Raw genomic sequence first — 26451 nt, forward strand, 5'->3', positions numbered from 1 at the left:
AGGTCGTCATGCAACGTCTCGACATGGCCAGCGTCGTCCCCGAGGCCTACAAGGCCGTGATGCACCTGGAGAAGCACGTCCGGTCCACCGTGGACGGCACCGTCCTGGAGCTCGTGAAGCTGCGGGCGTCGATCCTGAACGGCTGGGCGCACTCCCGATCAAGCCACATCGTACGGCAGGATGTACAGGCATGTCTGCCAGTGCGCCCCGGGACGCGCCGAACCTCCACCCGATAGATAACGGAGAGCCCGCATACGGCTACGAAAGGCTGTCGCGGGACCGGGAGGGCAAGAAGCGGAAGGTCACCGAGCAGCGGGCGGACATCGACGGACACGGCCCGCTGCTCGGTTACAACCTGGTGCAGCACTTCGAAGACAACTCTGTGTCAGCGAGCAAATACGATATCGACCGGCCAGGGTTCGAAGCACTCTGTGAGGCACTGAACACGTCCGGCGTCCGGAACCTCCTGGTTACCGAAGTCACCCGGATCTCTCGCCAGGACGAAACCGGCGGGATCTTCATGGGCATCATGACCCGCGCCAAGGGCAAGGTGGTCAAGATCCCGGAAGGGATCACCTACGACTTCAGCACCTCCCACGGACGTGATCAGTTCCGCCAGGCCCTCCACGACGCGATCCGGGAGTCAGACAAGATCTCCGAGCGGGTGAGAAAGGCACAGACCAAGCTTCGCGAGAAGCAGCGGTGGACGGGCGGGCCCGCGCCATACGGATTCAAGAAGGACGTCTACCCCGAACTAGTCGATGGTCGTTACGAGACTCGAATCCGTTGGGTCGTCGAGGAATCCGAAGCCGAGCACGTACGCGAGATGTGCGCCGCGATCCTCCGTGGCGAGTCCCTGTCTATGATCTCCGACCGACTCAACCAGGCCGGAGTGAAACCGCGTCGTAGCAAATACTGGCAGTACAGCAGCGTCAGCGCCATTACCCAGAACCCGCGCATCTGCGGACTGTACGCACTTCAGGTTGACGGGGTCTGGGAAGTTCCCGACGTCCAGCCCGAAGAGCAGCAGTTCCCGCCGATCGTCGACTATGCGACCTGGAACGCGGTTCGGCTGAACCTTAAAGCCCGGGGCCAGAAACCCGAAAGGACCACGGCGCACGATGCTGTCACCGAGACAGCCGGACTCTTCCGCTGTGGAGCCTGCCAACAGACGCTATTCCGTCACGCAGCGAATTCGGACAGCGTTTCATCGTTCATTCGTCACCCCGGCCCCGGTAGGTCTCGCCCGTGCTCAGCCGGTCACAAGCTGAGCGCGTCCTATGACGAGACGTGGGATTACGTCGCAGGCCTGATCGACCGATTCATTCTCGCCACCCCCCTCATGCGGCGTACAGCGGAAGTCCGCGACTTTGACGACGAACTCTCACGAGTCGAGCGGGACCTACAGGAACTCAACACCGCGCTTGACGCCGGAGAACTCACGCTACGACTCGCCGGGGTCCGAGAGAGGGCGCTCCTACAGAAAGAACGGGAAATTAAACTCGCACGCGAAAAGGCGCGTACGAGAAACCGGCCGGTGAATAATTTTGGTGTCGCGGCGACCTGGCGGAACCTCCCGCTCACAGAACTCCGGGCCATCATTTTCGGGGTGTTTCAATACATCGAGATCTCTCCGGGAATTCAGGGACGGGATCCGTGGGACAGTCGCAGGTTCACTCCGCACTTCACCGAGGAAATGAGTCCGGCACTTAATGACCTGTTGATCGGGTCCGCCCCCGGGTGGGAAACCGTTGCACAGTGGCTCCGCGCGATGAAAGAGGATGCCGACGCCCCGAAGGATGACGCCGGAGCCCTACAGCTCTCACAGGCGATGGTGTCGAAGCTCCTGTTCTGGGCACGCGCCGCAGAAAGGAACGGGGTCGAGGATTTCTTCAGGACGCCCACGTGGTCACAGTGGGTACTGAAGTCCGGGAACTTCGTCGAGATGCCGGATCTCCCGCCCGCTGACGAAAACACCCCCCATGAAGAGGTTCTGTATTACCTCGACGTGCCCACCGACGTCTCCCCGTTCGACTGAGCCGAGACAGTGTGAGCCTCCCGTGGTTGACCTCCCATGCACCCGACTCCCCCACCGAGTGCATGGGATGCCCGTAAAAATGCCTAGAAACTCCGTAGAACGACGAAACCCGCGCGGTTGGGGAGAGGCTCGGCTCGGCTACCTCGCGGCTCCTGGGGCTTCTGAGCCCGTCCGCCAGGTCGACCGTCACCAGCTCGGGAACCTGGCGGAGCACCAGGCCGTGAACCACACCGTCAGCGCCGCCGATGGGCACCGACGCCGCCCCGGTAACGGGAAACGGCTCAGAGCCTCTCAGAGCCACGGCAACCGCACCGCCCGCCCCTTGAGACTAGCCCCGGACACTCTTCGTCGGTCTGTGACGTTTCTGGACACCGGCGTGAGCCTTCCCCGATACCGAGGACAACCGCGGTTCTCGGATGAAGCCGCGGTGAGCTGGTGGGGGCTGGCGGGTGGCGACCGAAGAGCGCCCCGCGAGCCGAGCACCACCAGGCGCCGGCGGTAGCCGGCGGAGACTGAGCAGAGCAACCCGCACTGAGCGTTTCCTCGTTTGCCGTTCCTCTCCTCATCGGTTTCGACTGTTGATCTTCCTCACGCTCGCGCGCTCGCGTCAATAACCACTTCAGTGGTTATTGAAAGATCCTTAAAAACCTTTAGATGCCTTACAAAGCCTTATGACTCCTTAGTGGGACATTGGCGAGACACCGGTGAGTCATCTGGCGAGACACTGGCGGGTCACACTTAGTGGGACATTGACGGGACATTCTGAAGGGGATGTCCCACTGAATGTCCCACTAAGTAAATGTCCCACTAAGTCAAAGACGAAATGAGACCCCCATCCTTCCCAAGGGCGGGGGTCTCGTCACGCGCTCCACTGGCGAACTCGGGAGCTACTTCCGGCGCCTCTCCCGTTCGATCAGATCCTTCTCGATATCCTGCACTATCTCAGGTCCATAATTCATGAAACTGGTCAAAATCGGGCCCTGGTGTATCTCCGTGAAGAATCCGAACCGGAAGATCGAAAGCAGCATCACTTCCGCCGTGTAGCTCCGAATCCAGCGCTCCATCTTGCGTTCCGCGTCGGCAATGTCAACATCGGATGTGTCGGAATTCTCATCGACGCGACTAATAAACTCCTTCACGAAAAGGGGCGGCAGCTCGTTTTCCGGGATATCCGGAAGATCCGCGGGCCCGATCGTGGGATACAGATATCTGTACTTCGGGTGCTCGCGACTCATGGGAGCCATGCCACCGAGGGTGACGAAGAAATCAGTCGGTCGCTTCGCAACAGCGGTGAATTCTCCGTCATGCCGAAGGGCGTACTTATCCAGATCGATCACGTACCGGTTCGACCGGCCACCTTCCCGGAGTCGAGGGGGCGGCGTGGGCCCAATGTCACGGTAGTCGACGACCTCGAAAACGCCCATCGTGCGGAATTCCTTGACGGCTCGGGAAACCGTTTTACGACTCAGGCCATCACCATTCTTCTTCTTCGTTTCCTTTCCGATCGTTTCCGCCCCGGCGTAGCATGCCCCGGTAACGTAATTCATGTGGAACACGAGCTGCTTGAGGATCCGCCCATTAGTGTGGGAGACGACCCGACTCCAATATTCGCCGTACATCTTCTTCGCCTCGACGAATTCGTCGGGGGTGAGGTGTGACCACGGCAACTCCACCGACGGCCGCCGGTCCATGCTAAGATTCATTTGCAATCAGTTGTTCTCTCTCGCGTTCGCGTTCGTTAAGGACCCCCGCTAAGCTGTCCAGGCCGGCGGGGGTCCTCTTTCATTGTCCTCCGGGTACGGCCGCACCCCCATGTGATCAAATGCACGGAAAATGTTCCCTTGCTTGGGAACAAAACCGTGTCGTAGCCGTCCGGAGTTGATCGACTCCAGACTCTCCGTGTACTGCACAGAGCCCATCGGCCGTCAATCCCACTTTCGGTGGTCCTGCGCTCCGGCCGGAATCTGAAGCTCGCAGCAGATCGTGATCACCTCGTCCACGGGCATACCGAGTTCCTCAGACTTCCCTTGGAGCCAATCCACCACGCCCCGGGGCAGGCTCACAGTGACGTCCTGGCGGTCGTCTGTGGCGTCTTCACCCTCATCCAAGGGTTCCAGCTCGGTGACCTCGTAGCCCACGAACGGATCCCGCGTGGGCCTGGTGGTCACCCTCGTGCCCGGGAACCTTTCGAGGGGCGTGTCAGCCCTTCTCACACCCCCGGGCAAGTCTAGGGAAAAGGCTTCCTCGGTGGAACCACGCCGGCCCCACATCAGTCTTTCCCTGTCGCAGAGACACCCGTCGCCGAGGCGCTGGCAATCCACAAATCGAGGGCAAGACGCAGAACCTCACTTATGGATGCACCCCTTTTCTCCCTGACCGCCTCCATGAATGTGATCTGCTCTGGAGTCAAGTCCACCGTGTGGCGCTGCTTGTAGACCCGATACGGGCGAGGAATCTTCCGATCTTCTTCGGTGATCACGTGCTCATTTCTCCTGGCATCGAAGTGCTTTTCGTTTAGCTTCGCACAGATTTACAGAGAATCATGAATTCGTGCCACGATATAGACAGAGCCCGAAACGCGGGCAACACAAAAGGAGAAGTAGTGCCACGAAAGAAGAATGACGAGCGGCTCCCCCTCGTCCCGGATCCGAGCACGCCAGTACGGATGAAGGACGGAAGGCTCCGCACCGAAATGGGAACTCCCGTACCGACTCGTGAAGCAATCGTTCCAGAATATGTCTGGGGCGACGTGTATTCGCCTGAGCTTCGCCCCGCGAAGACAACCACGGAGCGGGAAAAGCTCGTAGCCGAGTCGAGGTCGGGCCCCTTTGTCGAGGTAGACCAGATGGAATACCGGCCGCTAGCTCAGAAGGTGACCCGATTCCAGGCGACGATTCGGCAGTCAGGGAATGTGTTGAGCCAACAATTCCCACAGTCGGCTGTGACAGCGGCGCCACGTGACGAGGTTGGGGACATGGGGCTAGATGACCCGTCACCTTCCACTAGTTCGCCGAATAGGAACTTTAAAGGCACCGCGGCGATGTATTGGGAAGGCAGCAGGAATGACTAGTCCACTCGCGAACGCTCAGGCGTACATCGCGGGCTACGCGGCTCGTCTACAGCAGAGGACCAATGCGATTCCTCAGAAGGTCAACGAGGGGCGTCGCATTCTGGAGAAGTTCCGCGAGCCACAGAAATCGGGCCCGCGAGAGCCGAGTAAAGGAACACCAGGACGGATCACCACTAGTCCATCCTCAACACCGAAGTCACCTGCCCCCGCCCGTGCAAGTAGCCGGTCGTCCGGAGCCGAGAGAAGGCAGGGGTTCGTGGAAGGTGTCCAGGTTCGTGATTGGTAGATGCCGGCGTCGTAGCAACTCACCTCCCCGAATTCGGGGATCCGGAAAAGCGGAACTTTTCTCGATCACAGTTGATACGGCACCCACCGAAAACCGGAACTACACGGGGCGGACGAAATAGCCCGATTCATCCGGAAAATAAATAGATCCTGGCCGGAGAATGAGTCAGGTGTAGTTGCTACAGCAAAGAGAAAGAGCATGGAAATGAGCATTTCACTCGAACAAGGCGAACTTTACCGGCGCGCGTCGTCGTATGTAGCCGGGGGCATGCCCGCCGAAAGGGCCCTAGACCAGGCCTACGCGGACGCCATAGCCGATCGTCAGGACGTTCTGACCGTCTTCACCGAGGTAAAGGAAGCGGCAGGGCGAGCACCTCACACCGAAATGCCGAAGGGCACATGCCCACGTTGTGGATCAACCGAGCTTTTCGTTTTCGGGGAACTTCCGCAAGTTTTCGAGGGCAGAACTCAGGATCCGGCCGCCGCGGCTCTATTGGCTAAGCGAGATCCACGTAGCGGAATAGGAACCGTCCGGTGCCCCGACTGCAATTACCCAGCTCCTGAGAGCGGATTCACGGGCCCGTCAGGCCGAGGGTCAGCGGGAAGGTTCATGTAATGCCTACGGCTACGCTGACCCGTTCTGAGGGAAGGGAAGTCTCCTACAGCACCGCGTATTACAGGTCTCTGCCTGCCGAGACACGGCGTGAATGGAATCGTGCAAAAGCGCGGGCTCGACGTGCTCGACTTCGGGCAGGTGGAAGTTCTCTGTCAAACGAGGAGAGAAGACTAATTCGGCTCAGCTCAGGGTGCACATATTGCGGGGCTACGCTGCCGAACGGGGGCTCTGAGGAAACAGACCATCTCATGCCTCTGTCGAGGTCGGGGGCCGATGTCCACGATAACGTGGTCAGCTCGTGTGGTTCGTGTAATAAGAGGAAGTCGCGCCGGACACTTCTGGAGCTGGCGGATATCGAGTGGGCTATGGTAGGCCGGGCCCTGCTTTATAGCGAGAAGGTACAAAATGAATTCGCACGACTGCTAGCAGCAGAGCCCGACCCGATCCCTATGTGACGAGCCGTCCACGTAAATAATACCGCCCTCGGTCATTTCCATTGGTGCTGATGCCCACCCGTGGAGATGGCCGGGGGTTCTGCCTTTCGTGGCTCCTGTGCCCACTCAGACAGCATGAACGGGCCGCAGCATGAACAGGTCACGCTGCACAGCCCGTACCAACTTCCCGGGCGCGGAAATGCTCTCTGAACCTGGCCGGGGCCGGACGATCCGGCCTCCCGCGCGGTGGAAAGTGACGGCCTGGTGCTCGTGCTCGACGATCCCGGGGTACCTCTCCCCTTGGCTCACTGGTAGTCGCCACGTCACAGAACGTCGACTATCGGGCGTGTTGTGCGTGATTTGGGCGTTCCCGCTCGACAGCGATGCCTGTTGCAGCCCCTCTCGCCGTTACACTTATGCAAGTAGATGTAACACCGCAGGTCAGAGAGGTTGGTCACGCAATGCGAGTCATCGCCTACATTCGGGTGTCGACTGAGAAGCAGCTCGACGGGTACGGGCTCGACGTTCAGCGTGACGCCGTCCGGGCGTGGGCACGGACCAACGGTCACCGCCTTGTCCTGATCTTCACCGAGGAAGGTGTCTCCGGGAAGCTCGAAGAGCGTCCGGCACTCGCGGAAGCGCTCCGGGCCCTGAAGGACGGACAGGCTGACGGGATCGTGGTCCCGAAGCTCGACAGGCTTGCTCGTGACCTCGTGGTGCAAGAGCAGCTCATCGCGGAAGTCTGGCGGATGGGTGCGACTGTCTTCTCTGCTGTCGCCAGCGAGGCTGACTACCTGGTGGACGATCCGGCGGACCCCTCCCGGAAGCTCATCCGCCAGGTGCTCGGCGCCGTGTCCGAGTATGAGCGCGCGATGATCGCTCTGCGTCTGCGCTCCGGCCGTGCCAGGAAGGCAGCTTCCGGGGGCTACGCCTACGGTGCCCCCGCGTACGGGCAGAAGGCCGTAGACAAGGAGCTGACGGAAGACACACGCGAGCAAGATGCGCTTGCTCGCATGATCGAACTCGCGGACGACGGGAAGAGCTTGCGGGAGATCTGCGCAGAGCTGGAGAAGGAAGGCCACCGGCCGAAGCGCGGAGATCGTTGGCACCCGACCACGGTGAACCGCTGTCTCACACGGGCCCGCGCTGCTGCGTGAGGTATCTCACAGCTTGAATCGTCAGCTTCGTAACCGTCGGTCACCGAGGCTGACGGTTACTTTGCATTGACCCCCGGTACCCTTAAGTAATCTTCCCTCAAGATCATGTGTCAGGCATCGCGCACAGGATTTCCGCGATCACTTTGTGACAGTGCAGGCAGTGTCAGGCAGTGGCGTCCGGGCTCGTGTCTCCCGGGATCACGTCACCAGGGATCGGGGTTCCGTCCCGCGTGAATCGCTCCGACTCTGAGTGATCGTCGCTGACGACGGCGTACCCGATGACACGGTCATCCTCCGCGATCACTCGTGACGCCAGGGCGTGAAGGTCCACGATGCCCCGGGTGACCTGCCACTCGGGTACGTAGAACGGCACCGACCCGAACGGCGCGTGCTCACCCCGATCACGCTGCAGGACTAGGTAGGGCGCCATGTCAGGCCCTCCCGCCCAGAGCGCTGATGAGCGACTCGCCATCGTCAGGCTTCGGGAGCCACCACACACCGGGGGCTAGCTCCACGCTTTCTGTCTCGCTGCCCGCGTCGGTGTAGTCCTCCGAGCTGTCGGTCTCCGTATCGACCGCGCTCTCGTCTGCCTGCTTCTCGTGCGCCTGGTGCTCGTCTGCCTGCTTCTCGTGCGCCTGGTGCTCGTCTGCCTGTGAGTCGCGCATCTGCTCTCCCCGTCCGCGTAGTCACCGAACTCTCCGCCAGTGTCGCATGCAGCACTGTCGCATGTTCACTGCCTACGGTCGCGAGAGTGCCTGAAGTGAAGGACGATCCGGCGGAGAACTCCCCGGGCGACAGTCCGGAGCAAGCCCCGGTGCAGCTCTCCAGCGTCGGCTACGTGATGCACGCGCTTGGGGTCTCCCGAACCCGGGCGTACTACATCACCGACCGCCACGTGGGCGAGAAGGCCTTCCCTCTGCCCTTCGGGGTGCTCTACCAGGGAGCTGGAGACACCGACCGGAAGCACGCGCGGGTATGGCTCCGCAGTGACGTCGACGCATGGCTCGACCGCCACCACGCCGGGTGGCGCGACACCGTGGACACCTGAGGTCTAACGCCGTCACCCTCGACCGCGCACCCTCCGTAGCGGAGGGACCTGACCGAAGATCCGTGTGCGGATGAAATTCGCTGGTCGGAGCTGCTTTGAGTGCATTTGGCCGATGCTTACGCTGGTTGCGATCTGTAGTTTTCTGTGAACCGCTTGTGAGGGTCCTGATTTGCAACTAAAGTCCGTATTGCCCCCGGCCGGGAGCTGATGTTGACTGAAAACTGACTCCTGAAGGGTTCATCTTGAACCGAAGAGGCAAACGGCCCTCAAAGTTTCTCGCTCGGGGCACGCTACTGGCCTGCGCTTTTCTCCTGCCAACCGTCTGGATCACTCCCACAGCAACCGCCGCAACGGCAACGGCAATCGCCGCCCCCGAACCGGGTTCTGCAAAACCGGCAGGCGTTAGGGCGGTCTCGGAGAACGTGCCAGACCGGGATGGCTACGTTATCCCAGGTGCGCACTATACGGTGAATGACCAATCTTCTCGGGTCGCCCAATGCACGCCCCAGAAAGATGGGAGCTCTCTCTGCTCTGGCACGCTCGACGTCGATAAGCCGGGCCCAGAAGAAGCCCAGAAGGCTGCAGATTCTCTCCGGAGGCAAACTTCCCGGAGTTCTCAGGACGCAGGCGGAGCCACCACCTTCTTGGTGCCAGAATACAATCTGAGCTGTGTATATCTGGCCTTTAATGACACCGGCGCAGCCGTTCAGGAGTGGAGCGGAAACAGAACAAGTACCTGCCGCCTAGAACACCATGTCGTTGAACACTACGCCTCGGACGGAGTGATTCACGGGAGTTTCAGTTTCGATCTATATTTGTCTCAAGATCTTGATGGCTCCGGAAACGGTGTTCCCTGGAAAACGGAGCTAATTGGGCGTTATAGGAATTACTGGCCACAAGGAACTATTCAGTCTGTCTACCTTGGCGATCTTTCGTTGGCCACACTTTCGTATCCGTGCATAACTGGATATGGCGGTCAAGTTCCGATTGCGCTAAGTCCAGAGGTGGGCCAGGAAGAAGACGCTGCATTCTGGGGGCCCGCCTGTCCGCTGCCTAATACGGGAACTACAATCAACGTTGGGCGGCAGGCGATCAATTACAGAACCTACGCTGGACCTCTTAGTACGGGTGTTCAGAGTGTGCGGGTCTCGGACAATCAAGCTATCCGGTGCGACCGCGTCAGAGTTGACTACCCTGGATGCGTAGTACCAAAGGTAACTGGAATTATCCAGTTCGATCGTGCAGCGAAACCCCTCTTGCAAGTTCCTGCCACGAATTATCTAAACTGGCAGATTCAGTTTCCTAATCATGTCGGCTACTACAACGACTATTACGGCTACGGCGCTCCGCTCACCTACACGAACAGCTCGGCGACCTCAGATGCCAACTATGCAGCTGCGTGCGGCCCCAGTAGCGGATGGGTAGCACCGCCGGCTCCAAACAATTCATGCGATGAGTACCCTTTTGGGAGCACTCTTGAAGGAGCAGCTATGGCAGGGGGCTCCTACGGCGTGACCTGGGGTAGAAATGGGGTCACGCCTCAGGAAAACTCTTCTGGTGGGGGAACACTCAGCGTTGGGTACAGCAAGCTACATATCCTGAACGGCGACAAGTTCTTGGCGCAGGTCCTCTAGTAAGAGACTGACCGACTGGAGCCCCTCTTCGTGCGGCACTTTCCAGCCAGTATGAAGAGGGGCTCCTCTCTGAATATTCGAAGCCGTATGGCACTCCCTTTTGCTAGACTGCCATACATGCGATCAAGTGAGCATGTCGTCATCGCGGACCACCATCAGGTTGTCGTTTACAGTGGAAACTCGCCAGCGGTCACCGAGGACAGCATTAGCGAGTTCGGCGATGGCCTCGTGGCTGCTAACGACGGCGGCCTAAGGATTTTTACGGGAACTACTTACGGTCCCGTCACGGTCCAGGTCGAGCTACACGATGAAGAACCAGCCCTTCCCTCCACAGAGTGGACGGAGGTCTCCGAAATAAGCTTCGGAGTCAGGACTGGACCCGTTGAAATTGGAACCCTCATGGGTGGCCCTATTCCGGAGAGTCCAGATCTCGCATTTTCTGGCCCTGGCTGGTACAGGATTCGAGTGGCCGCGCAAGGAAGAGACCGAGGGCAAGCCGGCGAGGTTGGTGAGCGATATCTGCTCGCAACCTGGCTAGCGCCAGAGGCTGCCGCGAACCCAGTAAGAAAATCGGATCAAATCGGGAAGTCTTTTCGAGGAGAAGAGATCGGGGAAAGGCCCGAAGAAGCCTCCGAGGCTTCCGCAAAGAACGCTCTTCGAGTTTTGGTTGAGTTGCTGCAAAATGGGGCAGGAAATGTGCCACCCGGGAACGGCGGGATAGGGCTAGAGGTCGCGATAGAATCGCCGGTCGATCGGGTGGCTGGTTTCGTGCGCAGTCTTCCTGCCTGGCCCTCATGGCTGGGAGACGGAGGTATACCTGACCTTCAGGGTAAGTGGGTCTCTTGGTTTTCTTCCTTCGACGGCTTTCGGATAGAGGGAACACCTGTCGTCGAGGCGTCTTCCGTGACCACGACCTGGGAGTATTCACAGCTTTCGGCGCCACCGCCCGGAGAATCCTTCCCGGGATATCGACCGCTACTAGCGGCACCGTCGGTAGTGCGCATTAGTTGGAGGACTGACGCCAATGGAACAGTCGTCAGCTTGCACCACAATGATCTTCCGGAGCCACTTGAGGCGCCCATGACGGATCTCTGGCGCTACTACCTTGATCGACTTTCGAAGCTCTGCAAAACTGGCGCGTTTGCGCAGCACCCCTGGCAATAGTCTCTCGATCGGCAGGCCTCACTGCTTTGTGGTGGTCCTCTCGTGTTACCGGCGCCGAGGAACTCCCGCGAGTTCCCGAGCCACGGACAGCACCGCAGGACGGGCAGCGAAGCGCCCCAGCTGCGTCCGTGCCGCGTCGATCGCCCATGCCGGGGGTTCGGGCAGGGAGGACAGATCAGGCCGTGGCGTCGGCTTCAGCGGGTTGTCCGGGGCGTTGCTCGGTGCCTGCCACGGGTGACGCCATGTCCTCTTCGATGCGATCCCGCGCGTTCGCGCGGTGTTGTTCTTCCTGGGAAGAGCACTACCAGGGACCGTCCCGGCAGGCCGAACGCTTTCGACTTCATGATCGGTACCAGTCGAGGTACCCGACGGGCCGGACTGCGTTCGGGTAGCCGGTGCCTGTCCCTGGTTATCCACAGGAGCGAAGAGCAACCGGTAGACAGCGTTCCGCCCCCGGCGTGCCCTCTCGGCAAGGGAGACCAGGCCCCGGGAGACGAGACGGGCAATCGTGGTGCTGAGCTGTGTCCTGGCGAGTCCGGTACGGGCGCTCAGGAGCTTGTGACCGGGCGAGGCAACGTCCCTGCCGGTACGGCAGTCTTCCGCCAACGCCAGGAGGACAACCCGTTCCTGTGGCGACAGGACGCCCGGGAGAAGCTCCCACGCAGCTTGCTGTAGAGCAAAAGACATGACGCGGTATCCTTCGAGGTCTGTGGTAGGTGATCCGCGTGGTGAGACACGCGGTGAGGGAGCGCCCCGCCGGAGGATTCGTCTTCCGGCGGGGCGTCTTCCGTTTCAGGAGCTGGTGACGGCCTGGTCGGTGACGGCCTGGTGGCTGGTCAGGATCCGGCTAGCCATCGGGTGATCCTGGGGCCGCGTGATCCACTGCGACACGGCGACGTCCACCAGGGGCCGGAGAAGCTCCGGGACGTTCGCCAGGAGGCATCGACGCTTCGTCTTGCCGTTGCCGGTCGGGTAGCCCTGAATCCCCACCAGGGGCGCGACGTCGGAGCCCACAGGGATGTTCACGACGTAGAAACCGCCCGGAGCCCGACCCACCCACGCGGACGCGGTCCGGGGGTCAAGGTCGAACGCCCACCACAGACGCGCCTGCGGACGGATGGCCTGACGTCGGCTGTCGAGGTCCGTGCTGTCGATGGCTGTCATGCCGCAACCGCCACGACAACCGGCTCGTCAGCGGTGATGTCAGCCACCGGCGCGGGCATCGGCGCAGCCTTCTTTGCTGACGCGACGTAGCGACGGGCAGTGGACGGCGCAAGATCGATCTGAGCCGCGATCTCGCCCACGATCTGAGCCTCACTGCGCCGATCGTCGGGAGAAACCGCAGACCACAGGGCCAGAAGCTGAGCCTTCTTGGTCAACTTCGGCGCGGGAGTCGGCTTCGTGCCCCTCCTCACGGGTGACTGCTTCGGCGCAGATACGGCCGGCTTCGGCGTTTCGAGGGGCTCGACAACCGGCTCGTCTTCCGGCGCGGGCTCCGGCTCGGTGGGCTCGACGACAGGCGACTCGTCAACCGGGGCGACGTCCAGGACGACGGGGGCGGACGGGGCAACGAGAGCCGACTCGTTCGACTCGGTGATCGGCACCGACACCGGCGCGGGGGCGGACTCTTCCAACGCGCGGATCCGCCCACCGACCTCTACCAGGCAGACGGACGCGACCAGCACCAGGCCGTCAACCGAGATCGGGATCATGTGCGCGGACGTCACACTCTCGCCGTACCGCGCGGCTACGTCCGCCATGTGCCAGTACGACACCCACGCGGCGATCGAAGCCACCGCGACCGTGCTCACCAGGCGGGCCGTGGCGAGGTACCACCTGTGCACCGGAACGCGGGAGATCAGCTCCACCACGACCAAAAGGGCGACAGGAGGCCACGCGGCGATCGTCCGCCCGACGATGTTGGGTTCCGCGTGGAGCACGTTCGCGGCGAGGCTGGCGAACACGCCCAATGCGAGAGCACCACGGACGCCCCACCGGACTCGACGAAGCCGCCGGAGATCAGCCACCAGGGGCACCGGTGCGGGCACGGGGCTGACTTCTTCGGGCTGGACTGCTACGGACGGAACCGCTGGTAGCTCAGGCGTTTCAGGGCCCGCGCGTCGTACACTGCTGATCAAGGGGTGACCTCCAGAGTCACTCCGCCCCCGGGGTCTGCCAGGACCAACCGGGGGCGCCTACCCGTTAGTAAGTGATCAGCAGTTCGCCTGCGCGTTCTGTGTGGACCTGCACAGCCGCGACGCGCTCGCCGCCGGTGAATCCAGCCGGCGGCTGTTCTCCGTCGCCGCCTGGCACGAGTCACCGTTCTTCACCGAACAGGAACGAGCCGCCCTCGCCCTGACCGACGCCGTCACCCGGCTCGGCCCGGACGGCGTCCCCGACGACGTCTGGAACACCGTGACCAAGGTCTGGACCGAACAGGAAGCCGCCAACCTCATCGTGGCCATCGCCACGATCAACGTGTGGAACCGCTTCGCGGTCACCACCCGAACCCCTCCACCCACCACCGTCTGACCAATAGGCCGGCCGGTATCTCGAGGCGCAACGGGGACGGTGTCGCACGCCGGGGTCATCCCGGCTGATCCGGGCACTGGGCACCGGCCGCACCCAGGACACCGCAGAAGGTCCTCCGCGGCACCTGCCAGCCGGCCGCGGTCAGCACCGCCTCGCCCAGCAGGCGGTCCGCCCGCAGGTCGCCGCCGCTGACGTCGTACGCGCGCTCAGCCGCCGCCCGGTTCGCCCCGCCGGCCACATGCTGCCGGCGCCTACCAAACGCATCCAGCTACCTTCAGCACGTGACGGCAACCCGGGGGGCGGCGAGTCCGAACGTGGTGCTCGCCGTGATGTCGGCGTGTGTCGTCCTGGTCGTCGGCATGGTCGCCGCGGTCAACCTGGCGGTGCCCGACATCGCCGCGAGCGGCCTGCACCCGTCGGCGGCCGCGCTGCTGTGGATCGTCGACATGTACGTCATCGTCTTCGCCTGCCTGCTGATCCCCGCCGGTGCCGTCGGTGACCGCTTCGGGCGGCGGGGAACCCTGCTGGTGGGCCTCGCGGTGTTCGCGGTGGGCGGCGCGGTGTCCGCCGGTGCCCCCGTGGTCGCCGTCATGCTCGCCGGCCGGGCGGTCACCGGCGCCGCGGCGGCCTGCATCCTGACCAGCACACTCGCCCTGATCATCAGCGTGTTCCCGGTCGAGCGCCGGCAGGCGGCGGTCGGCACGTGGGCCGCCATGACGGGGGTCGGTGGCGTCGTGGGCAACGCCGCGGGTGGGCTGGCGGTGCAGCTCGGTTCCTGGCGTGCCCTGTTCGCCGCCGTCGTCCCGATCGCGCTGCTCCTGCTGGCACTGGCCGCGCGGACCACGCCGAATCCGCCCCGGCAGCCCCACCCGCTCGACGTCGCCGGCACGGTCGGCCTCACCGCGTCGTTCCTCGCCCTGCTGTACGGGATCATCGAGGGGCCCGACCGGGGCTGGGTGACCGTGCCGGTGCTCGGCGCCTTCGCGTTCGCCGCGGCCGGCCTCACCGGCTGGACCTGGTACGAACTGCGCCGGGCTCATCCGCTGCTGGACCCGCGGGTGTTCGCCATCCCCCGCCTGCGCGCGGCGACGCTCGGCATGCTGGTCGCCTTCTTCGGCCTGTACGCCCTGTTCTATGTCAACGCCCAGTACCTGCAGTACGGAAAGGGGTACTCCGTACTGGTCGCCGGCCTCGGAATCGTTCCGATGGCGGTGGCGATGGTGGTCGTCGCCCAGGTGAGTGTCGGGCTTGGCGACCGGATCGGCCACCGTGCGGTCGCCGGGCTCGCCCTCGGATCGATCGTGGCCGGACTGCTCCTGCTCTCGACAGCTACTCCGGACACCCCCTATCGGCTCTACGTGATCTTTCTGCTCGTCGTCGCGGCCGGTTGCGGGCTCGCCCTTCCCGCGCTGTCGAACGGGATCGTGCACGCGCTGCCGCCCGCGAAGGCCGGGGTTGCCGCGGGCATCAACAGCACCGCCCGTGAGCTGGGCAGCGCACTCGGGGTCGCCGCCGTCGGAACCGTCCTGGTCTCCCGCTTCACCGGCCAGCTGCCCGCCGTACTGCGCGAACCGGGCGGCGGCGACACCCCGCGCACCGTCTCCGCGGCGCTCGCCCGCCTCGACGCCGAGGGCGCCGGCACCAGCGCTGGCACTCCGGACGCGCACCAGGCCGTCGTCCATGCCTTCACCTCCGGAATGGACACCGGGCTGCGGGTCGTGGCCGTGATCGTGCTGGTCGCGGCCATCGCGGTTGTCACCTGGCATCCATCCCGGAACGAAAGCCCGGAAACCGGTGCGTAGATGAGGGACTACCGTGTACGGATGAGGCCGTCATGCCGGCGGCCCTGGGCGACAGAGCCGGTTCCGATACCGGTTCGGCGTCCAGCCCGAGGTGAGGAGCGCACAGATGCTGCGTGTCGGCGACACCGTGCCGGACTTCGAACTCCCCGACGAGACCAACACCCCGCGCCGGCTGTCCACCCTGCTGGCGGACGGCCCGGTCGTCCTGTTCTTCTACCCGGCGGCGATGACCAAGGGCTGCACCGCGGAGAGCTGCCACTTCCGGGACCTCGCGGCGGAGTTCGCCAAGGTCGGCGCGCAGCGGATCGGTATCAGCCCCGACACGGTAGCCAAGCAGAAGGAGTTCTCCGACAAGCACGCCTTCGACTATCCGTTGCTGTCGGACGCCGACGGTGTCGTGGCACGGATTTTCGGCGTGAAGCGGTCGATCGACCTGCTGCGGGTCAAGCGGGCCACCTTCGTGATCGGTACGGACCGGGTCGTCATCGAGGCAATCGTCAGTGAGCTGAACATGAACACGCACGCGGACAAGGCGCTGGCCGCACTGGGCGGATAGGCGGAGCCCGTCCACGGGACGTCCTGTTCCCGCGTTCCTTTGGCTCAGGCGGCTCCGCGTGACTCAGGCGGCTCCGCGGCACCCGCCTGGTGGGCGCCGCCGGGTCATACGTCCTGCTGGCTCGTCACCGGTGTGCGTGATCCAGCTGAACTGACCGGCAGTGCGAAGAACGCGAGAACGGCGGCCAGGCCGAGAAGCACGCCGCTGATGCCGACGGCCGTCGCGTACCCGGCGGCGAGAGCGGCAGGGCCGCCGCCGTCGCGCCGGCCGGTCACCCCCGTCGCCACGGTCGCCAGGGCCGCGAGGCCGATCGAGCCTCCGATCTGCCGGGAGCTGGTGATCAGCCCGGCGGCCATCCCCGCCTCGGCCGGGGCGACACCGACCGTCGCGGCCGATCCCATGGGCACCACACACAGGCCGATCCCGACGCTCGTCACGATCGAGGGCCCGAGGATGGACGTGAGGAAGCTCCCGTCTGCTCCGAGTGCCGCGGCGAACCAGCCGAACCCGACCGCGGCCAGTGCCCCGCCGACCGCCAGCAGGAGACGCCCCTCGACCCGTGCCGCCAGCCGGGACGCCGTGGTCGAGCCGAGCAGCATGCCGGCGCAGAACGGCAGGAAGGCGACCCCCGTGGCCACCGCCGAATAGTTCAGCACCTGCTGGAGGTAGAGCGAGACGAAGTAGAAGGCGGCGAACTGGCCGGAGAACAGGAGCAGCACGAACAGGTTGGCGACGACGACCAAGCGATGCGTGAGCAGCCGCATCCGCAGCAGCGGCGCCGCCGCTCGGGTCTCGACCAGGACGAAGGCCGCGAGCAGGACGACAGCCGCGGCGATGGTCAGCAACGTGGTCGCCGACCCCCAGGAGTGCCCGTCCGTCCGGATGACTCCGAGGACGAGTGCCGAGGTCCCGGCGGTGACCAGCAGCGCCCCGGCGACGTCCGGCCGCGGCCGGGGGGCGGCTTCCCTGGGGTCGGCGGGGACTTCCCTGCGGTCGGTGGGGATGCCGCGGCGGGCCGCGGCCAGCAGGAAGCCCACGACAGGCAGGTTGAGGAACAGCACGACCCGCCAGCCCGCCCACTGGGTCAACGCTCCTCCGGCGAGCACACCAACCGCGCCGCCGACGGCGGCGGCCGCCCCCCACAGCCCGAGTGCCCGCGCCCGCGCCGGCCCGGCGGGCACGTACACCGTGATGAGGGTGAAGGCGATGGGGGCGAGCACGGCCGCGCCGACGCCCTGGGCGGCTCGGGCCGCGATGAGCTCCCCCGGCGTCCGGGCGAGCCCGCCGGCCAGGCTCGCCACGCCGAAGACGACGAGCCCGGCGAGCAGCGCCCGGCGCCTCCCGACCAGGTCACCGGTGCGGCCACCCAGCATGATCAGGCCGCCGAACGCCAGGGAGTACGCGTTGACCACCCAGGTCAGGCCCCCGGGGCTGAAGTCGAGCGCGGACTGGATGTCCGGCAGCGCCACGTTCACCACGGAGGTGTCCAGCGCCACCATCGCCTGCACCAGCAACACGACCACGAGAAGCCACTGAAGGGTCCGCCCCGACAGGCCTTCCGGCGGCGCCGGGTTCGGCGGGGCAGCGGGAGCGGTGGTCCGGGAGCCCGTTCCCGTCATGCCCGCTGCTCCAGCCGGGATCCGGAGCGCAGCGCGATGCTCATCAGGTCGCTCGGAGCGTCCAGTTCGAATCGGTGCCAGCGCCCGCGCGGAACGACGAGCCCGGTCCCGGCAGCCAGGGCGACGACGGTCTGTGCGCCGTCCGTCTCCTCCGGCCGCAGCACGATCCGGGCCCGTCCGGACAGCACACACACGGCCTCGTCGCTTCCGGGATGCACCTCCCAGTGGTCACCGTGGACGTCCTGGTCGGTCTCCGCGTGTGTGACGGCGACGGTCCAGCCCTCGTCGTCGGCATCCATCCGCCGCGGCTCGGCGGTGACGGTTCCGCCCGGGCGCAGGCGCAGCACTGCGGTGAGGAGATCGACAGGGATCAGGTCCATGGGAGTGGCCTCCTGGGCGGGTGCGCGGATCTCCGGCAGACCAGCAAGGGGCTGGAGGTGCCGCCCCACCGGCCGGAGACTTTAGGAACATGTTCGAAAAGTAGCCCGCGCGACGATCAGGGTCGAGAGGCAACCGCACAGCGTGATCCAGGACACATGCCGGGGGCGCCGTACGGCCCGGGCATGATGAACCCGTGACAGCGGCAGAACCGTCGGCCTCGGCACGCGGGCGTATGGGCCGCCCGCCCCGCACCTCCCGCGCGGAGATCATGACCGCCGCCCGTCGCCTGATCGATCGGGACGGCTGGGAGAAGCTGACCATGCGCCGGCTCGCCGCGGAGGCCGGCACCGCGCCGACGACGCTCTACCACCACGTTCGCGACAAGGACGACCTGCTCACGCAGCTCCTCGACGACTACGCGGCGGGCATGCCCCGCCCGGCCATGCCCGCTGACCCACGCGAACGCGTCATCACGGCCGCGACGGTCATCCGGGACACCCTGGCCGCCTGGCCGTGGGTCGTCAGCGTGCTCGTCCAGGACGATCAGGTGGGCCGGGCGGCGCTGTGGATGGTCGAGACGCTGCTCGCCGGGGCAGTCGAGTGCGGCTGCACACCGGAGCAGGCCGTCGACCTGTACCGGACCATCTGGTACTACACCGCCGGCGAGGTACTCGTCCGCGCGAACCACGACCGTCAGCAGGCAGAGAAGCCCGGAGCGACCCGGCGCGACGCCCTCATCCGCGCGGTCGACGCCACCGAACTGCCGCACCTCGCGGCGCTCGCGGAGCGCTGGGCCACCCTGGCCAGCCGGGACACCTATGCCCTCGGCCTCCGCAGCCTCGTCGACGGATTCCTCCGGGCCCTACCAGCGGACGGCGAGCCCGATCACACGTAGAAGCCCGTGCGGTCACGACCGCCGACCCGCCCCGTTTCCACGGGAAGGAGGCACCTCATGGCGCTTCGTGGCGGACTATTACGCTCGATCCCGATGGCGCCTCATGGAGACGGTGTGCGACGACGGGCCCGGCGGGACGATCGGTGATCGTCGACCGGGACCGGGTGGCCAAGGCCCTGCCTGGTTATGTTCTGGGTGAGCAGCTCGGGTCGGGGGCGTTCGGGCTGGTACTGGCGGGCACGCACCGGCAGATGGGCCGGCCGGTGGCCATCAAGGTGATGGAGGCCCGGGGCACCGCGGCGGCCGCGGCCGATTTCGCCGCCGAGGCGCGGGTGCTGGCCAGGCTGGATCATTCACACGTCGTGCGGGTCTACGACTATGTCGAGGACCACGGCCTGTGCATGGTCGTGATGGAGTTGCTCGCCGGCGGCACGCTGACCGAGCGGCGGGCGACGATGAGCCCCGAGGAGATCTGCGCGGCGGCGCTGGCGATCGCCGCGGCTCTTGAGCACGCACACCGCCACAAGGTCCTGCACCGCGATATCAAGACAGACAACATCATGTTCGCCGGTGACGGCACGCTCAAGGTCACCGATTTCGGCATCGCCAAGCTGTTCGACGGGTCGGGGACGACCACCAGCGGCATCGCCGGCACCCCGGCCTACATGGCCCCGGAACAGATCGAGGGTGGCCAGCTGGGGCCGTGGACCGATCTGTACGCGCTGGGGATCGTGCTGTACAGCCTGTTCACCGGAAGGCTGCCGTTCGATCCGAAGCTGCCGCTGCTGTCGCTGCTGGGCCGCCAGCTGGCCGAGCCACCGCCGCCGATGACCGGTGTGGCCGCTCCGTTGGCCGAGGTGGTGTCACGCGCGCTGGCCAAGTCCCCCGCTGACCGCCCCCCGGACGCGGCCACGTTCGCGCTCGAGCTGGCGTCCGCTGCCACTGCCGTGTTCGGTGTCGGCTGGGCGGCGCGCGGGCGGTCACCGCTGCATCTCGACGCGACGGTTCGTGCCGCTACCGAGCGTCCGCCCGGGTGGGCGCACTGGGACTTCTTCATCTCCTGTGCCAGCGCCGATCAGGACTGGGCGGACTGGGTCGCCTGGGTCCTGGAATCCGCCGGCTACCTGGTTCTGCTTCAGGCACGGGACGGCATCGCAGGGTCGCGGTGGACCGCCGACGTGCGTGCGGGTGTCGGGCACTGTGCCCGCACGCTGGTCCTCCTCTCCGACTCCTACCTGGAGTCGGAGTTCGAGCAGGCCGGGTGGGGCACCGTGCGCGGCGCGGATGCGGTGACCCTCGCGCGGACGCTGGTGCAGGTGCGGGTCGAGAACTGTCCCTGCCCGGAGCTTCCCGGCACGATGCCGACTCTCGACCTGTTCAACAGCTCCGCCGAGGCGGCACGAACGGCGCTGTTGGAGCGGGCGACCGTCGCTCTGGCCGGGCGGGAGGATCGCGCGGGCCCAGGGGCGTCCGTGTCCCTCCCGCCGACCAGGGCGATCACCGGGTTCGTGCCCCTGGTACCGCCCCGGCTGCCGGGCACGACCGTCGCGCCGCCGTTCCCGGCGGGGCCCGGACTCCCACCGCGGCATTCCTGGGACGACCCGCCGCCACCAGCCGCGATGCCGGCGGACGGAATGCCGGCGGAGGCGACGCCACCGGCCGCAGCACCACCGGCCGCCGTACCACGGGCCGCAGTGCCACCGGCCGCCGCGCCACCGGCGGCGGAGTCTGGCCCGCCGGCGGCGGACAGCCGGGCGCCGGAGACGTCCGGGCTGGCGGCCGACGTCATCCCGGGTGCTCCGGAGCCGTCGGCGGACAGTTCGGGCGCCAGGCCGGGGACCGGTCCGCGGAGCAGGCGAAGGCGGCGGCGACGGCGGCCTGAGCGCAGGGCCGCCGTCATCGGCGTCGTCGTGCTCGTGCTGACGGTCGTGGTGGGAGCGCTCGCGCTGTCCCGGTATCCCGGGACGTCTCCCACTCGTCCCACGGCACGCATCTCCCCCGCCGCCTCGGCCGACACCACACTCAGGGCCGAAACGCCCCGGTCGCCGTCGCCGGGTCCGAGCGGACCGGTCTCACCGCCCACCGAGGCGACCATCTCGCCCAGCGCTTCCAGCCTGTCCGCCACCTCGAGCACCGGGCCGGCGAACACCGCCACGCGGTCCGCCGCCGCGCAGACCGGCCCGCACCTGACCTCGTCCTCGATCAACGGGATCAACGGCGGCGACGACACGACACAGGTTCCGGGCTCCGAGGCGGACACCTACTGGGTGGGCGACAACGCGACCTGTTCCGCTTGGCTGTCCGACAACGGCTCCGGCGCACTCGCGGGAGTGCTCAACACGTCGCTGACCCAGTCCTGCGTCGCCGAACTTTTCCGCAGCGACGGAATCGCGTACACCTTCTCCGCGTCCTGGGGCGCCAGGAAGACGAACTTCATTCCAGTCGCGGGATACACGATGTGGATCTGCGTGTGGCACGCGGATCTCCGGTCCAGCACCGAAATGTGCTCACCTCACTTCGGCATGCGCGGCACAACGCCCGCCAGGCAACCCGGCACCTGATTTTTCCGGATGGCCGTCTGGAAGAACCAGAACTCCGAATCGGTCAACCGCGAAGAGCCCCGGATGGTAGCGTCCCGCCGGAGGTATATGTGATCATATATTTGGCATTGGATCACCTCGCGCGGACGGGACGTCCGGTCTGGCGGCGATCGGGAGTGTGCGGATGAGTCGGCAGCAGCCACGGAGAACCGATGACGGCCAGGAACCCGACCCGCGGCCGATGAGTCGTCGCGGCGTCCTGCGGGCGGGCGCCGTCGCCGGTTGGGTGGGTGCCAGCGCGGGTGTCGGCTGGGCGCTGAACGCGGGCGCGGTCCGGTCATGGGCCGCGCCGCCCTACCCGGACCTGGTGTTCCACTCCCCGCCGCTGACGCCCTATGTGGACGAGCTGGCGATCCCGCCGGTGGTGACCGGCGACCTGACGCTGGCCGCGGCCGAGGGCACTCATCGCTTCCACCGGGACCTCGGCACGGCGCGCACCTGGGGCTACGGCGGGCAGCCCTACCTGGGCCCGACGATCGAGGTCCAGGCCGGGGTCCCGACGAGGATCGTTCACCAGAACCGGCTCGGGCCGCACATCTACGCCGCGGACGTCGACACCACCCTGGACGGTGCGAGCGACCTCGACCGCACGTCGCCGCGCACCGTTCTGCACCTGCACGGGGCTCCCAGCCCGCCGGGATCCGACGGCCACCCGATGGCGACGTTCCTGCCGGGCCGTGACGTCGTCTACGACTTCCCGAACCGGCTCGAGGCCACCGCGCTGTGGTACCACGACCATGCCATGGGGATCACCCGGCTGAACGTGTGCGCGGGGCTCGCCGGCATGTGCCTGGTGCGCGACCAGTACGACACCGGCCGGCCGGGTAACCCGCTCGGCCTGCCCAGCGGCGAGTTCGAGGTCCCGCTGGTACTGCAGGACAAGATGTTCAACGCCGACGGAACGCTCGGTTTCCGCGTCTTCAAGCTGGTCGCCGCCGGCACCTGGGAAGGTGGCATGACCGGCGACACGGTGGTCGTCAACGGGGTGGTCAACCCGAACCTCACCGTCGCCCGTGGGCTGTACCGGTTCCGGCTCCTCAACGCCGCGAACCTGCGCACCTACCACCTGTTCTTCGCCGACCGGATGCCGTTCTGGGTGATCGGCAACGACGGCGGCCTGCTGAACGCGCCGGTGCGCACCACGGACCTGCACATCGCCGCGGGCGAGCGTTACGACCTGCTCGTCGACTTCTCGGCGTTACCCCCCGGGACGCAGTGCGAGCTGCGCAACGACGAGGCACCGCCGGCCCAGTCGACGGTCATCGGCGTCGACGTCCTGCCGCGGGTCATGCGGTTCACCGTCGGTGCGGCCCAGGGGGTGACCGGCGGACCGCCCGCGTCACTGCGCGGCGGCACCGACCAGCCGGCCGTCCTGCCACCGCTGCCGACGCCGCAGAAGGTGCGTACCGTCACGGTCAGCCAGCTGGTCGCCGTCCGCTGGCCACCGGCCAAGATGACGCTGAACAACCTGCGGTTCCACGACACCGACATCGACCGGCCCCGTCAGGGCGCGGTCGAGCAGTGGGACATCGTCAACACCACCGACGACGAACACCCGATTCACCTGCACCTCGTCCAGTTCCGAATCCTGCACCGGCAGGCGTTCGACGCGACCAGCTATGTGCTGCTCAACCCCCGCCCGGCGCTCGGTACCCGGTGGGCGCCGCCCGTCGGTCCGTTCACCCTCGGCCGGCCGGCGCAGCGGCCAGCGGCGTGGGAAGCCGGATGGAAGGACACGGTCCGTGCCCCGAGCAAGATGGTGACCCGGGTCCTCGTGCGCTTTCCGACCGCGGACGAGCTGGGCTTCGACCCCGATTCGCCCTTCCTCAGCCCGGACGGCGAGACCCTGCAGGGATACGTCTGGCACTGCCACGTTCTCGACCACGAGGACGACTGCATGATGCTGCCCTTCCGCGTCGTCGACTGATCTCGCGCGCCCGCCGGATCCGGTCGCCGGGCGGCCGGCGGGACGTCAGTAGCGTCAGTAGCGGCTGAGGATCACCGTGAGATCCTGCGGCCGGGTCTCGGGGCCGCGCACCAGCGCGCGCGACTCGACGGCGCTGACATGCCGCAGGACCAGCTGCTCCGCCCCGTCGGCGTCCCCGGACTCGAGCAGGTTGACCAGAACCAGTCGAGGTATCGACTTCTGCGGTACTCCATACGGGGATGCCACCAAACCGGCTACTATGCCTGGTATGCGCGTCACGGCGTTGTCCGATCTCGATCCATCGCAGGTCAGCTCAGTGGAGCGAATTTATCTGGAGGCCTTCCCCGCGGGCGAACGGATGCCGTTCGAGGAGATAGTGCGAGATGTCAACGAGGGTGTTCGCATCGCTTACGTCGCACTTGACGAGGGAACTGCACTGGGCTTTGCGTCGGCCTACCTGCTCAGGTCGGTTCGGATGTTCTATCTTGAATACCTCGCGATCGACGAGAGGTACCGCGGTGGCGGGTTCGGCGGCGACCTCTGGTATCACATCTGCACCGATGCCCGGCATCATCGGGGGGTGACAGCGATTGTTCTCGAGGTCGAGGACCCCGACGAGCCGGACATCGACCCGGGAACGACCGCCGCACGCCAACGGCGTATCTGCTTCTACGAGAACAGAGGCGCCCGCAGGTTACCCACCGCCAACTTCCGGGTTCCACTACTCCAGGGAGACGGCGAACAACCGATGCTCCTGATGTGGGCGCCGGCCGCCCAGCCCGATCCGCCGACCGGCGACGAGCTGACCAATCTCGTTCGAGCACTGTACGAAGAGGGCTACGACCTCCCACCCGACCACCCACTTGTCATCGCGACAGCTGGAAAGTGACCTCGGATGGAAACCTCGAACATTGTCGCGGTCGTCGCGCTGATGCTTTCCATCGGCGCGACGGTGCTGTCCGTTTCGGATGCCAGGCAGAATCGGACAGTCACAACCTACAACAGTACAACCGATCTGGCGCTCCAAGTGGACAGGGTATTCATCGAGTACCCTCAGTGGCGACCCCATTTCTATGAGGACGAGCCGATCCCGACGGATTCGACACGTCAGGATCGCAATCAGGTACTGGCGATCACCGAGTTCTGCCTCGACATCCTGGAATGCATCTGGGATCGGAAACCCGAGTACTCCAAGAAGGATCTCGAATCCTGGCGCGCGTGGATTCTGGACCTCTTCAACTCGTCGCCGGCCATGAGGAGCTACTTCGCCGAGAACAGCAGCTGGTACCCCACTCTCAGGGGTCTGCACGAAGAGGAACGGTCGGCCTGGTGGCTCGACGGCCCACCTCCGACGCCCGCACCACCCCAGCCGCGAGCCAGCTGAGCACTCCGCGGACAGACGTCCGACGTGCTCGCCTGGGCGTCTTCGGTAGCAGCCGGGCTTCGTGTCTCATCACGGCGTCGCGCCACCGGCGCGACGTGCGGTGACGCTGCTGTCAGCCGCCGGCAGGCGCAGTAGCCCGAACCCGAGGCCGGCGGCGAGTGCTACCGCGGCGCCGACGAGAAGCGGCGACCGCGCACCATGCGCGTCGAGCAGCACGCCGCCGATCGCCGCGCCCGCCGTGATCGCGACCTGGAACGCCGTGACCTGCAGAGACATCGCGGACTCGGCGCGTTCCGGCTCGACTCTGGTGACCCACAGCTGGGTGGCGACCGGCACCATGTTGAACGCGAACCCCCACAGCACGATCCCGATCACGAGCTGCACGGGAGCATCCGCCATGGCGGTGACCACCAGGCTCAGTCCCAGCAGGGCCGGTCCCCCGGCCGCCAGCGGGCGCAGCCTCGCGGCGAGCGCGCCGGCGATGACGTTGCCCGCCATGCCACCGAGGCCCCACGCGACGAGCAGCCAGGTGGTGTGGGACGAGGTCACCCGTTCGATCGCGAGCCTGATGTAGGGATAGGCGGCGAAGTTCCCGAACGCGACGAGGACGACGCACCCGATCCCCGCCATGAGCCGCCGGTTCCCGACAGCCTCGCGCAGCATCGGCAGGCCGGCGGACGGATGCGCCGGCACCGGCGGAAGCGTGCACGCCAGCCAGGTCGCGGCGCCGGCGCAGATGACGGTGGCGCCGGCGAACGCGGCCCGCCAGCCGACGTCGTTGCCGACAAGGGCTGCGAGCGGCACACCCAGCACCGTCGCGAGGCTCACGCCGAAGGCGAGCGCGGTCGACACGACGCTCGACCTGCACGGGGCAACGGTCACGCCCGCGCCGAAGGCGAACGACCAGAAGCCGGCGAGCGCGATGCCGAGCAGGAGCCGGCCCAGCAGCAGGACCGCGAAGTTCGGGGCGGCCGACACGGTGATGTTGGCGACCGCGCCGGCGGCCAGCAGGGCGACGAGCACCGTGCGCCGGTCGGCCCGCGGGAGGACGAGCGCGATCGTGGGCGCGGTCACCGCACCGGCGATCGCGGTGACCGCGATCGCCAGGCCGGCGACCCCGTCGCTGACACCGACGTCCGCGGCCATCTTCGGCAGCACACCGGCGGGCAGGAACTCGCTGGTCACGAGCACGGTGGTCCCCGACGTGAGTGCGGCCACCGGTGTCCAGGTCGCCGCCGGTGTGACGTCCCCGCCGGTCGGCGAGGACGTCGGTGGGGACACCGCGATCTCGTTGCTCATGACGCCAACC

25 protein-coding genes and 1 pseudogene are annotated in these 26451 nt (G+C 65.9%); 14 read left to right on the top strand and 12 right to left on the bottom strand.

Annotation, left to right across the window (positions count from 1 at the left end):
* Nucleotides 1–8 precede the first annotated feature (8 nt).
* Nucleotides 9–236, top strand: a complete 228-nt coding sequence (locus AWX74_RS41065) for a carboxymuconolactone decarboxylase family protein (RefSeq protein ID WP_226930735.1) — start codon at nucleotides 9–11, stop codon at nucleotides 234–236.
* The gene (locus AWX74_RS00505) at nucleotides 191–2038 is read left to right on the top strand and encodes a recombinase family protein (protein ID WP_091270401.1); all 1848 of its coding nucleotides are present in this window, start codon (nucleotides 191–193) and stop codon (nucleotides 2036–2038) included. Before AWX74_RS41065 ends, AWX74_RS00505 begins: the two co-directional genes overlap by 46 nt.
* A gap of 887 nt (nucleotides 2039–2925) precedes the next feature.
* Here AWX74_RS00505 and AWX74_RS00510 read toward each other — a convergent pair.
* From AWX74_RS00510 to AWX74_RS39380, 3 genes are all read right to left on the bottom strand, one after another.
* A complete protein-coding gene (locus AWX74_RS00510; protein ID WP_091270403.1) occupies nucleotides 2926–3729 on the bottom strand; it encodes a hypothetical protein in 804 nt (267 codons plus the stop codon).
* A 234-nt stretch (nucleotides 3730–3963) separates the two neighbouring features.
* On the bottom strand, nucleotides 3964–4176 hold the full coding sequence (locus AWX74_RS40590) for a hypothetical protein (RefSeq protein WP_131799372.1): 213 nt from the start codon (nucleotides 4174–4176) through the stop codon (nucleotides 3964–3966).
* Nucleotides 4177–4307: 131 nt separating this feature from the next.
* Nucleotides 4308–4517, bottom strand: coding sequence for a hypothetical protein (locus AWX74_RS39380; RefSeq protein ID WP_131799373.1), 210 nt, complete (start codon nucleotides 4515–4517; stop codon nucleotides 4308–4310).
* A gap of 1491 nt (nucleotides 4518–6008) precedes the next feature.
* On the opposite strand from AWX74_RS39380, the gene AWX74_RS42330 reads away from it, so the two are divergent.
* Nucleotides 6009–6464 (top strand): HNH endonuclease, encoded by a 456-nt coding sequence (locus AWX74_RS42330; protein ID WP_091270407.1) that lies wholly within the window; start codon nucleotides 6009–6011, stop codon nucleotides 6462–6464.
* 440 nt (nucleotides 6465–6904) lie between these two features.
* Nucleotides 6905–7600: a recombinase family protein gene (locus tag AWX74_RS00525; protein ID WP_165615413.1), complete on the top strand. Its 696-nt coding sequence runs from the start codon at nucleotides 6905–6907 to the stop codon at nucleotides 7598–7600.
* A 163-nt stretch (nucleotides 7601–7763) separates the two neighbouring features.
* Here the strand turns inward: AWX74_RS00525 and AWX74_RS00530 are convergent, their stop codons facing one another.
* Both AWX74_RS00530 and AWX74_RS00535 read right to left on the bottom strand, forming a co-directional pair.
* Nucleotides 7764–8030 (bottom strand): hypothetical protein, encoded by a 267-nt coding sequence (locus tag AWX74_RS00530; protein ID WP_091270412.1) that lies wholly within the window; start codon nucleotides 8028–8030, stop codon nucleotides 7764–7766.
* A 1-nt stretch (nucleotide 8031) separates the two neighbouring features.
* Nucleotides 8032–8265, bottom strand: coding sequence for a hypothetical protein (locus AWX74_RS00535; protein WP_091270415.1), 234 nt, complete (start codon nucleotides 8263–8265; stop codon nucleotides 8032–8034).
* An 86-nt stretch (nucleotides 8266–8351) separates the two neighbouring features.
* Here AWX74_RS00535 and AWX74_RS00540 point away from each other — a divergent pair, with 86 nt between their 5' ends.
* Both AWX74_RS00540 and AWX74_RS42335 read left to right on the top strand, forming a co-directional pair.
* Nucleotides 8352–8648, top strand: a complete 297-nt coding sequence (locus AWX74_RS00540; RefSeq protein ID WP_242666003.1) for a helix-turn-helix transcriptional regulator — start codon at nucleotides 8352–8354, stop codon at nucleotides 8646–8648.
* 1139 nt (nucleotides 8649–9787) lie between these two features.
* Entirely contained in the window at nucleotides 9788–10282 is a 495-nt protein-coding gene (locus AWX74_RS42335) for a NucA/NucB deoxyribonuclease domain-containing protein (RefSeq protein ID WP_423212957.1), read from the top strand.
* A 1956-nt stretch (nucleotides 10283–12238) separates the two neighbouring features.
* Here AWX74_RS42335 and AWX74_RS00555 read toward each other — a convergent pair.
* Entirely contained in the window at nucleotides 12239–12610 is a 372-nt protein-coding gene (locus AWX74_RS00555; protein WP_091270419.1) for a hypothetical protein, read from the bottom strand.
* The gene (locus AWX74_RS00560) at nucleotides 12607–13473 is read right to left on the bottom strand and encodes a DUF2637 domain-containing protein (protein WP_207550224.1); all 867 of its coding nucleotides are present in this window, start codon (nucleotides 13471–13473) and stop codon (nucleotides 12607–12609) included. The genes AWX74_RS00555 and AWX74_RS00560 overlap by 4 nt, the downstream gene beginning before the upstream one ends.
* Before the next feature lie 199 nt (nucleotides 13474–13672).
* On the opposite strand from AWX74_RS00560, the pseudogene AWX74_RS00565 reads away from it, so the two are divergent.
* Nucleotides 13673–13978, top strand: a pseudogene (locus AWX74_RS00565) (carboxymuconolactone decarboxylase family protein); the annotation flags it as partial.
* Nucleotides 13979–14033: 55 nt separating this feature from the next.
* Here AWX74_RS00565 and AWX74_RS00570 read toward each other — a convergent pair.
* A complete protein-coding gene (locus tag AWX74_RS00570) occupies nucleotides 14034–14216 on the bottom strand; it encodes a hypothetical protein (RefSeq protein WP_091270424.1) in 183 nt (60 codons plus the stop codon).
* A gap of 43 nt (nucleotides 14217–14259) precedes the next feature.
* On the opposite strand from AWX74_RS00570, the gene AWX74_RS00575 reads away from it, so the two are divergent.
* Nucleotides 14260–15780: an MFS transporter gene (locus AWX74_RS00575; RefSeq protein WP_207550225.1), complete on the top strand. Its 1521-nt coding sequence runs from the start codon at nucleotides 14260–14262 to the stop codon at nucleotides 15778–15780.
* Nucleotides 15781–15886: 106 nt separating this feature from the next.
* On the top strand, nucleotides 15887–16336 hold the full coding sequence (locus AWX74_RS00580) for a peroxiredoxin (RefSeq protein WP_091270427.1): 450 nt from the start codon (nucleotides 15887–15889) through the stop codon (nucleotides 16334–16336).
* A 104-nt stretch (nucleotides 16337–16440) separates the two neighbouring features.
* Here AWX74_RS00580 and AWX74_RS00585 read toward each other — a convergent pair whose 3' ends face one another.
* Both AWX74_RS00585 and AWX74_RS00590 read right to left on the bottom strand, forming a co-directional pair.
* The gene (locus AWX74_RS00585) at nucleotides 16441–17955 is read right to left on the bottom strand and encodes an MFS transporter (protein ID WP_091270430.1); all 1515 of its coding nucleotides are present in this window, start codon (nucleotides 17953–17955) and stop codon (nucleotides 16441–16443) included.
* A complete protein-coding gene (locus tag AWX74_RS00590; RefSeq protein WP_091270433.1) occupies nucleotides 17952–18335 on the bottom strand; it encodes a cupin domain-containing protein in 384 nt (127 codons plus the stop codon). The genes AWX74_RS00585 and AWX74_RS00590 overlap by 4 nt, the downstream gene beginning before the upstream one ends.
* Before the next feature lie 194 nt (nucleotides 18336–18529).
* Here AWX74_RS00590 and AWX74_RS00595 point away from each other — a divergent pair, with 194 nt between their 5' ends.
* From AWX74_RS00595 to AWX74_RS00605, 3 genes are all read left to right on the top strand, one after another.
* Entirely contained in the window at nucleotides 18530–19231 is a 702-nt protein-coding gene (locus AWX74_RS00595) for a TetR/AcrR family transcriptional regulator (protein WP_242666004.1), read from the top strand.
* Nucleotides 19232–19374: 143 nt separating this feature from the next.
* Complete coding sequence (locus AWX74_RS00600; protein WP_091270439.1) at nucleotides 19375–21792, top strand: protein kinase domain-containing protein; 2418 nt, start codon at nucleotides 19375–19377, stop codon at nucleotides 21790–21792.
* A gap of 163 nt (nucleotides 21793–21955) precedes the next feature.
* A complete protein-coding gene (locus AWX74_RS00605) occupies nucleotides 21956–23758 on the top strand; it encodes a multicopper oxidase family protein (protein WP_091270441.1) in 1803 nt (600 codons plus the stop codon).
* A 54-nt stretch (nucleotides 23759–23812) separates the two neighbouring features.
* Here AWX74_RS00605 and AWX74_RS00610 read toward each other — a convergent pair whose 3' ends face one another.
* The gene (locus AWX74_RS00610; RefSeq protein WP_091270442.1) at nucleotides 23813–24004 is read right to left on the bottom strand and encodes a hypothetical protein; all 192 of its coding nucleotides are present in this window, start codon (nucleotides 24002–24004) and stop codon (nucleotides 23813–23815) included.
* Nucleotides 24005–24026: 22 nt separating this feature from the next.
* On the opposite strand from AWX74_RS00610, the gene AWX74_RS00615 reads away from it, so the two are divergent.
* Both AWX74_RS00615 and AWX74_RS00620 read left to right on the top strand, forming a co-directional pair.
* Entirely contained in the window at nucleotides 24027–24647 is a 621-nt protein-coding gene (locus tag AWX74_RS00615; RefSeq protein ID WP_091270444.1) for a GNAT family N-acetyltransferase, read from the top strand.
* Nucleotides 24648–24653: 6 nt separating this feature from the next.
* Nucleotides 24654–25142 (top strand): hypothetical protein, encoded by a 489-nt coding sequence (locus AWX74_RS00620; protein ID WP_091270446.1) that lies wholly within the window; start codon nucleotides 24654–24656, stop codon nucleotides 25140–25142.
* 69 nt (nucleotides 25143–25211) lie between these two features.
* Here the strand turns inward: AWX74_RS00620 and AWX74_RS00625 are convergent, their stop codons facing one another.
* Nucleotides 25212–26441 (bottom strand): MFS transporter, encoded by a 1230-nt coding sequence (locus tag AWX74_RS00625; protein ID WP_091270448.1) that lies wholly within the window; start codon nucleotides 26439–26441, stop codon nucleotides 25212–25214.
* Nucleotides 26442–26451: the final 10 nt, after the last annotated feature.

The sequence above is a fragment of the Parafrankia irregularis genome (assembly GCF_001536285.1).
Classification (GTDB): Bacteria; Actinomycetota; Actinomycetes; order Frankiales; family Frankiaceae; genus Parafrankia; species Parafrankia irregularis.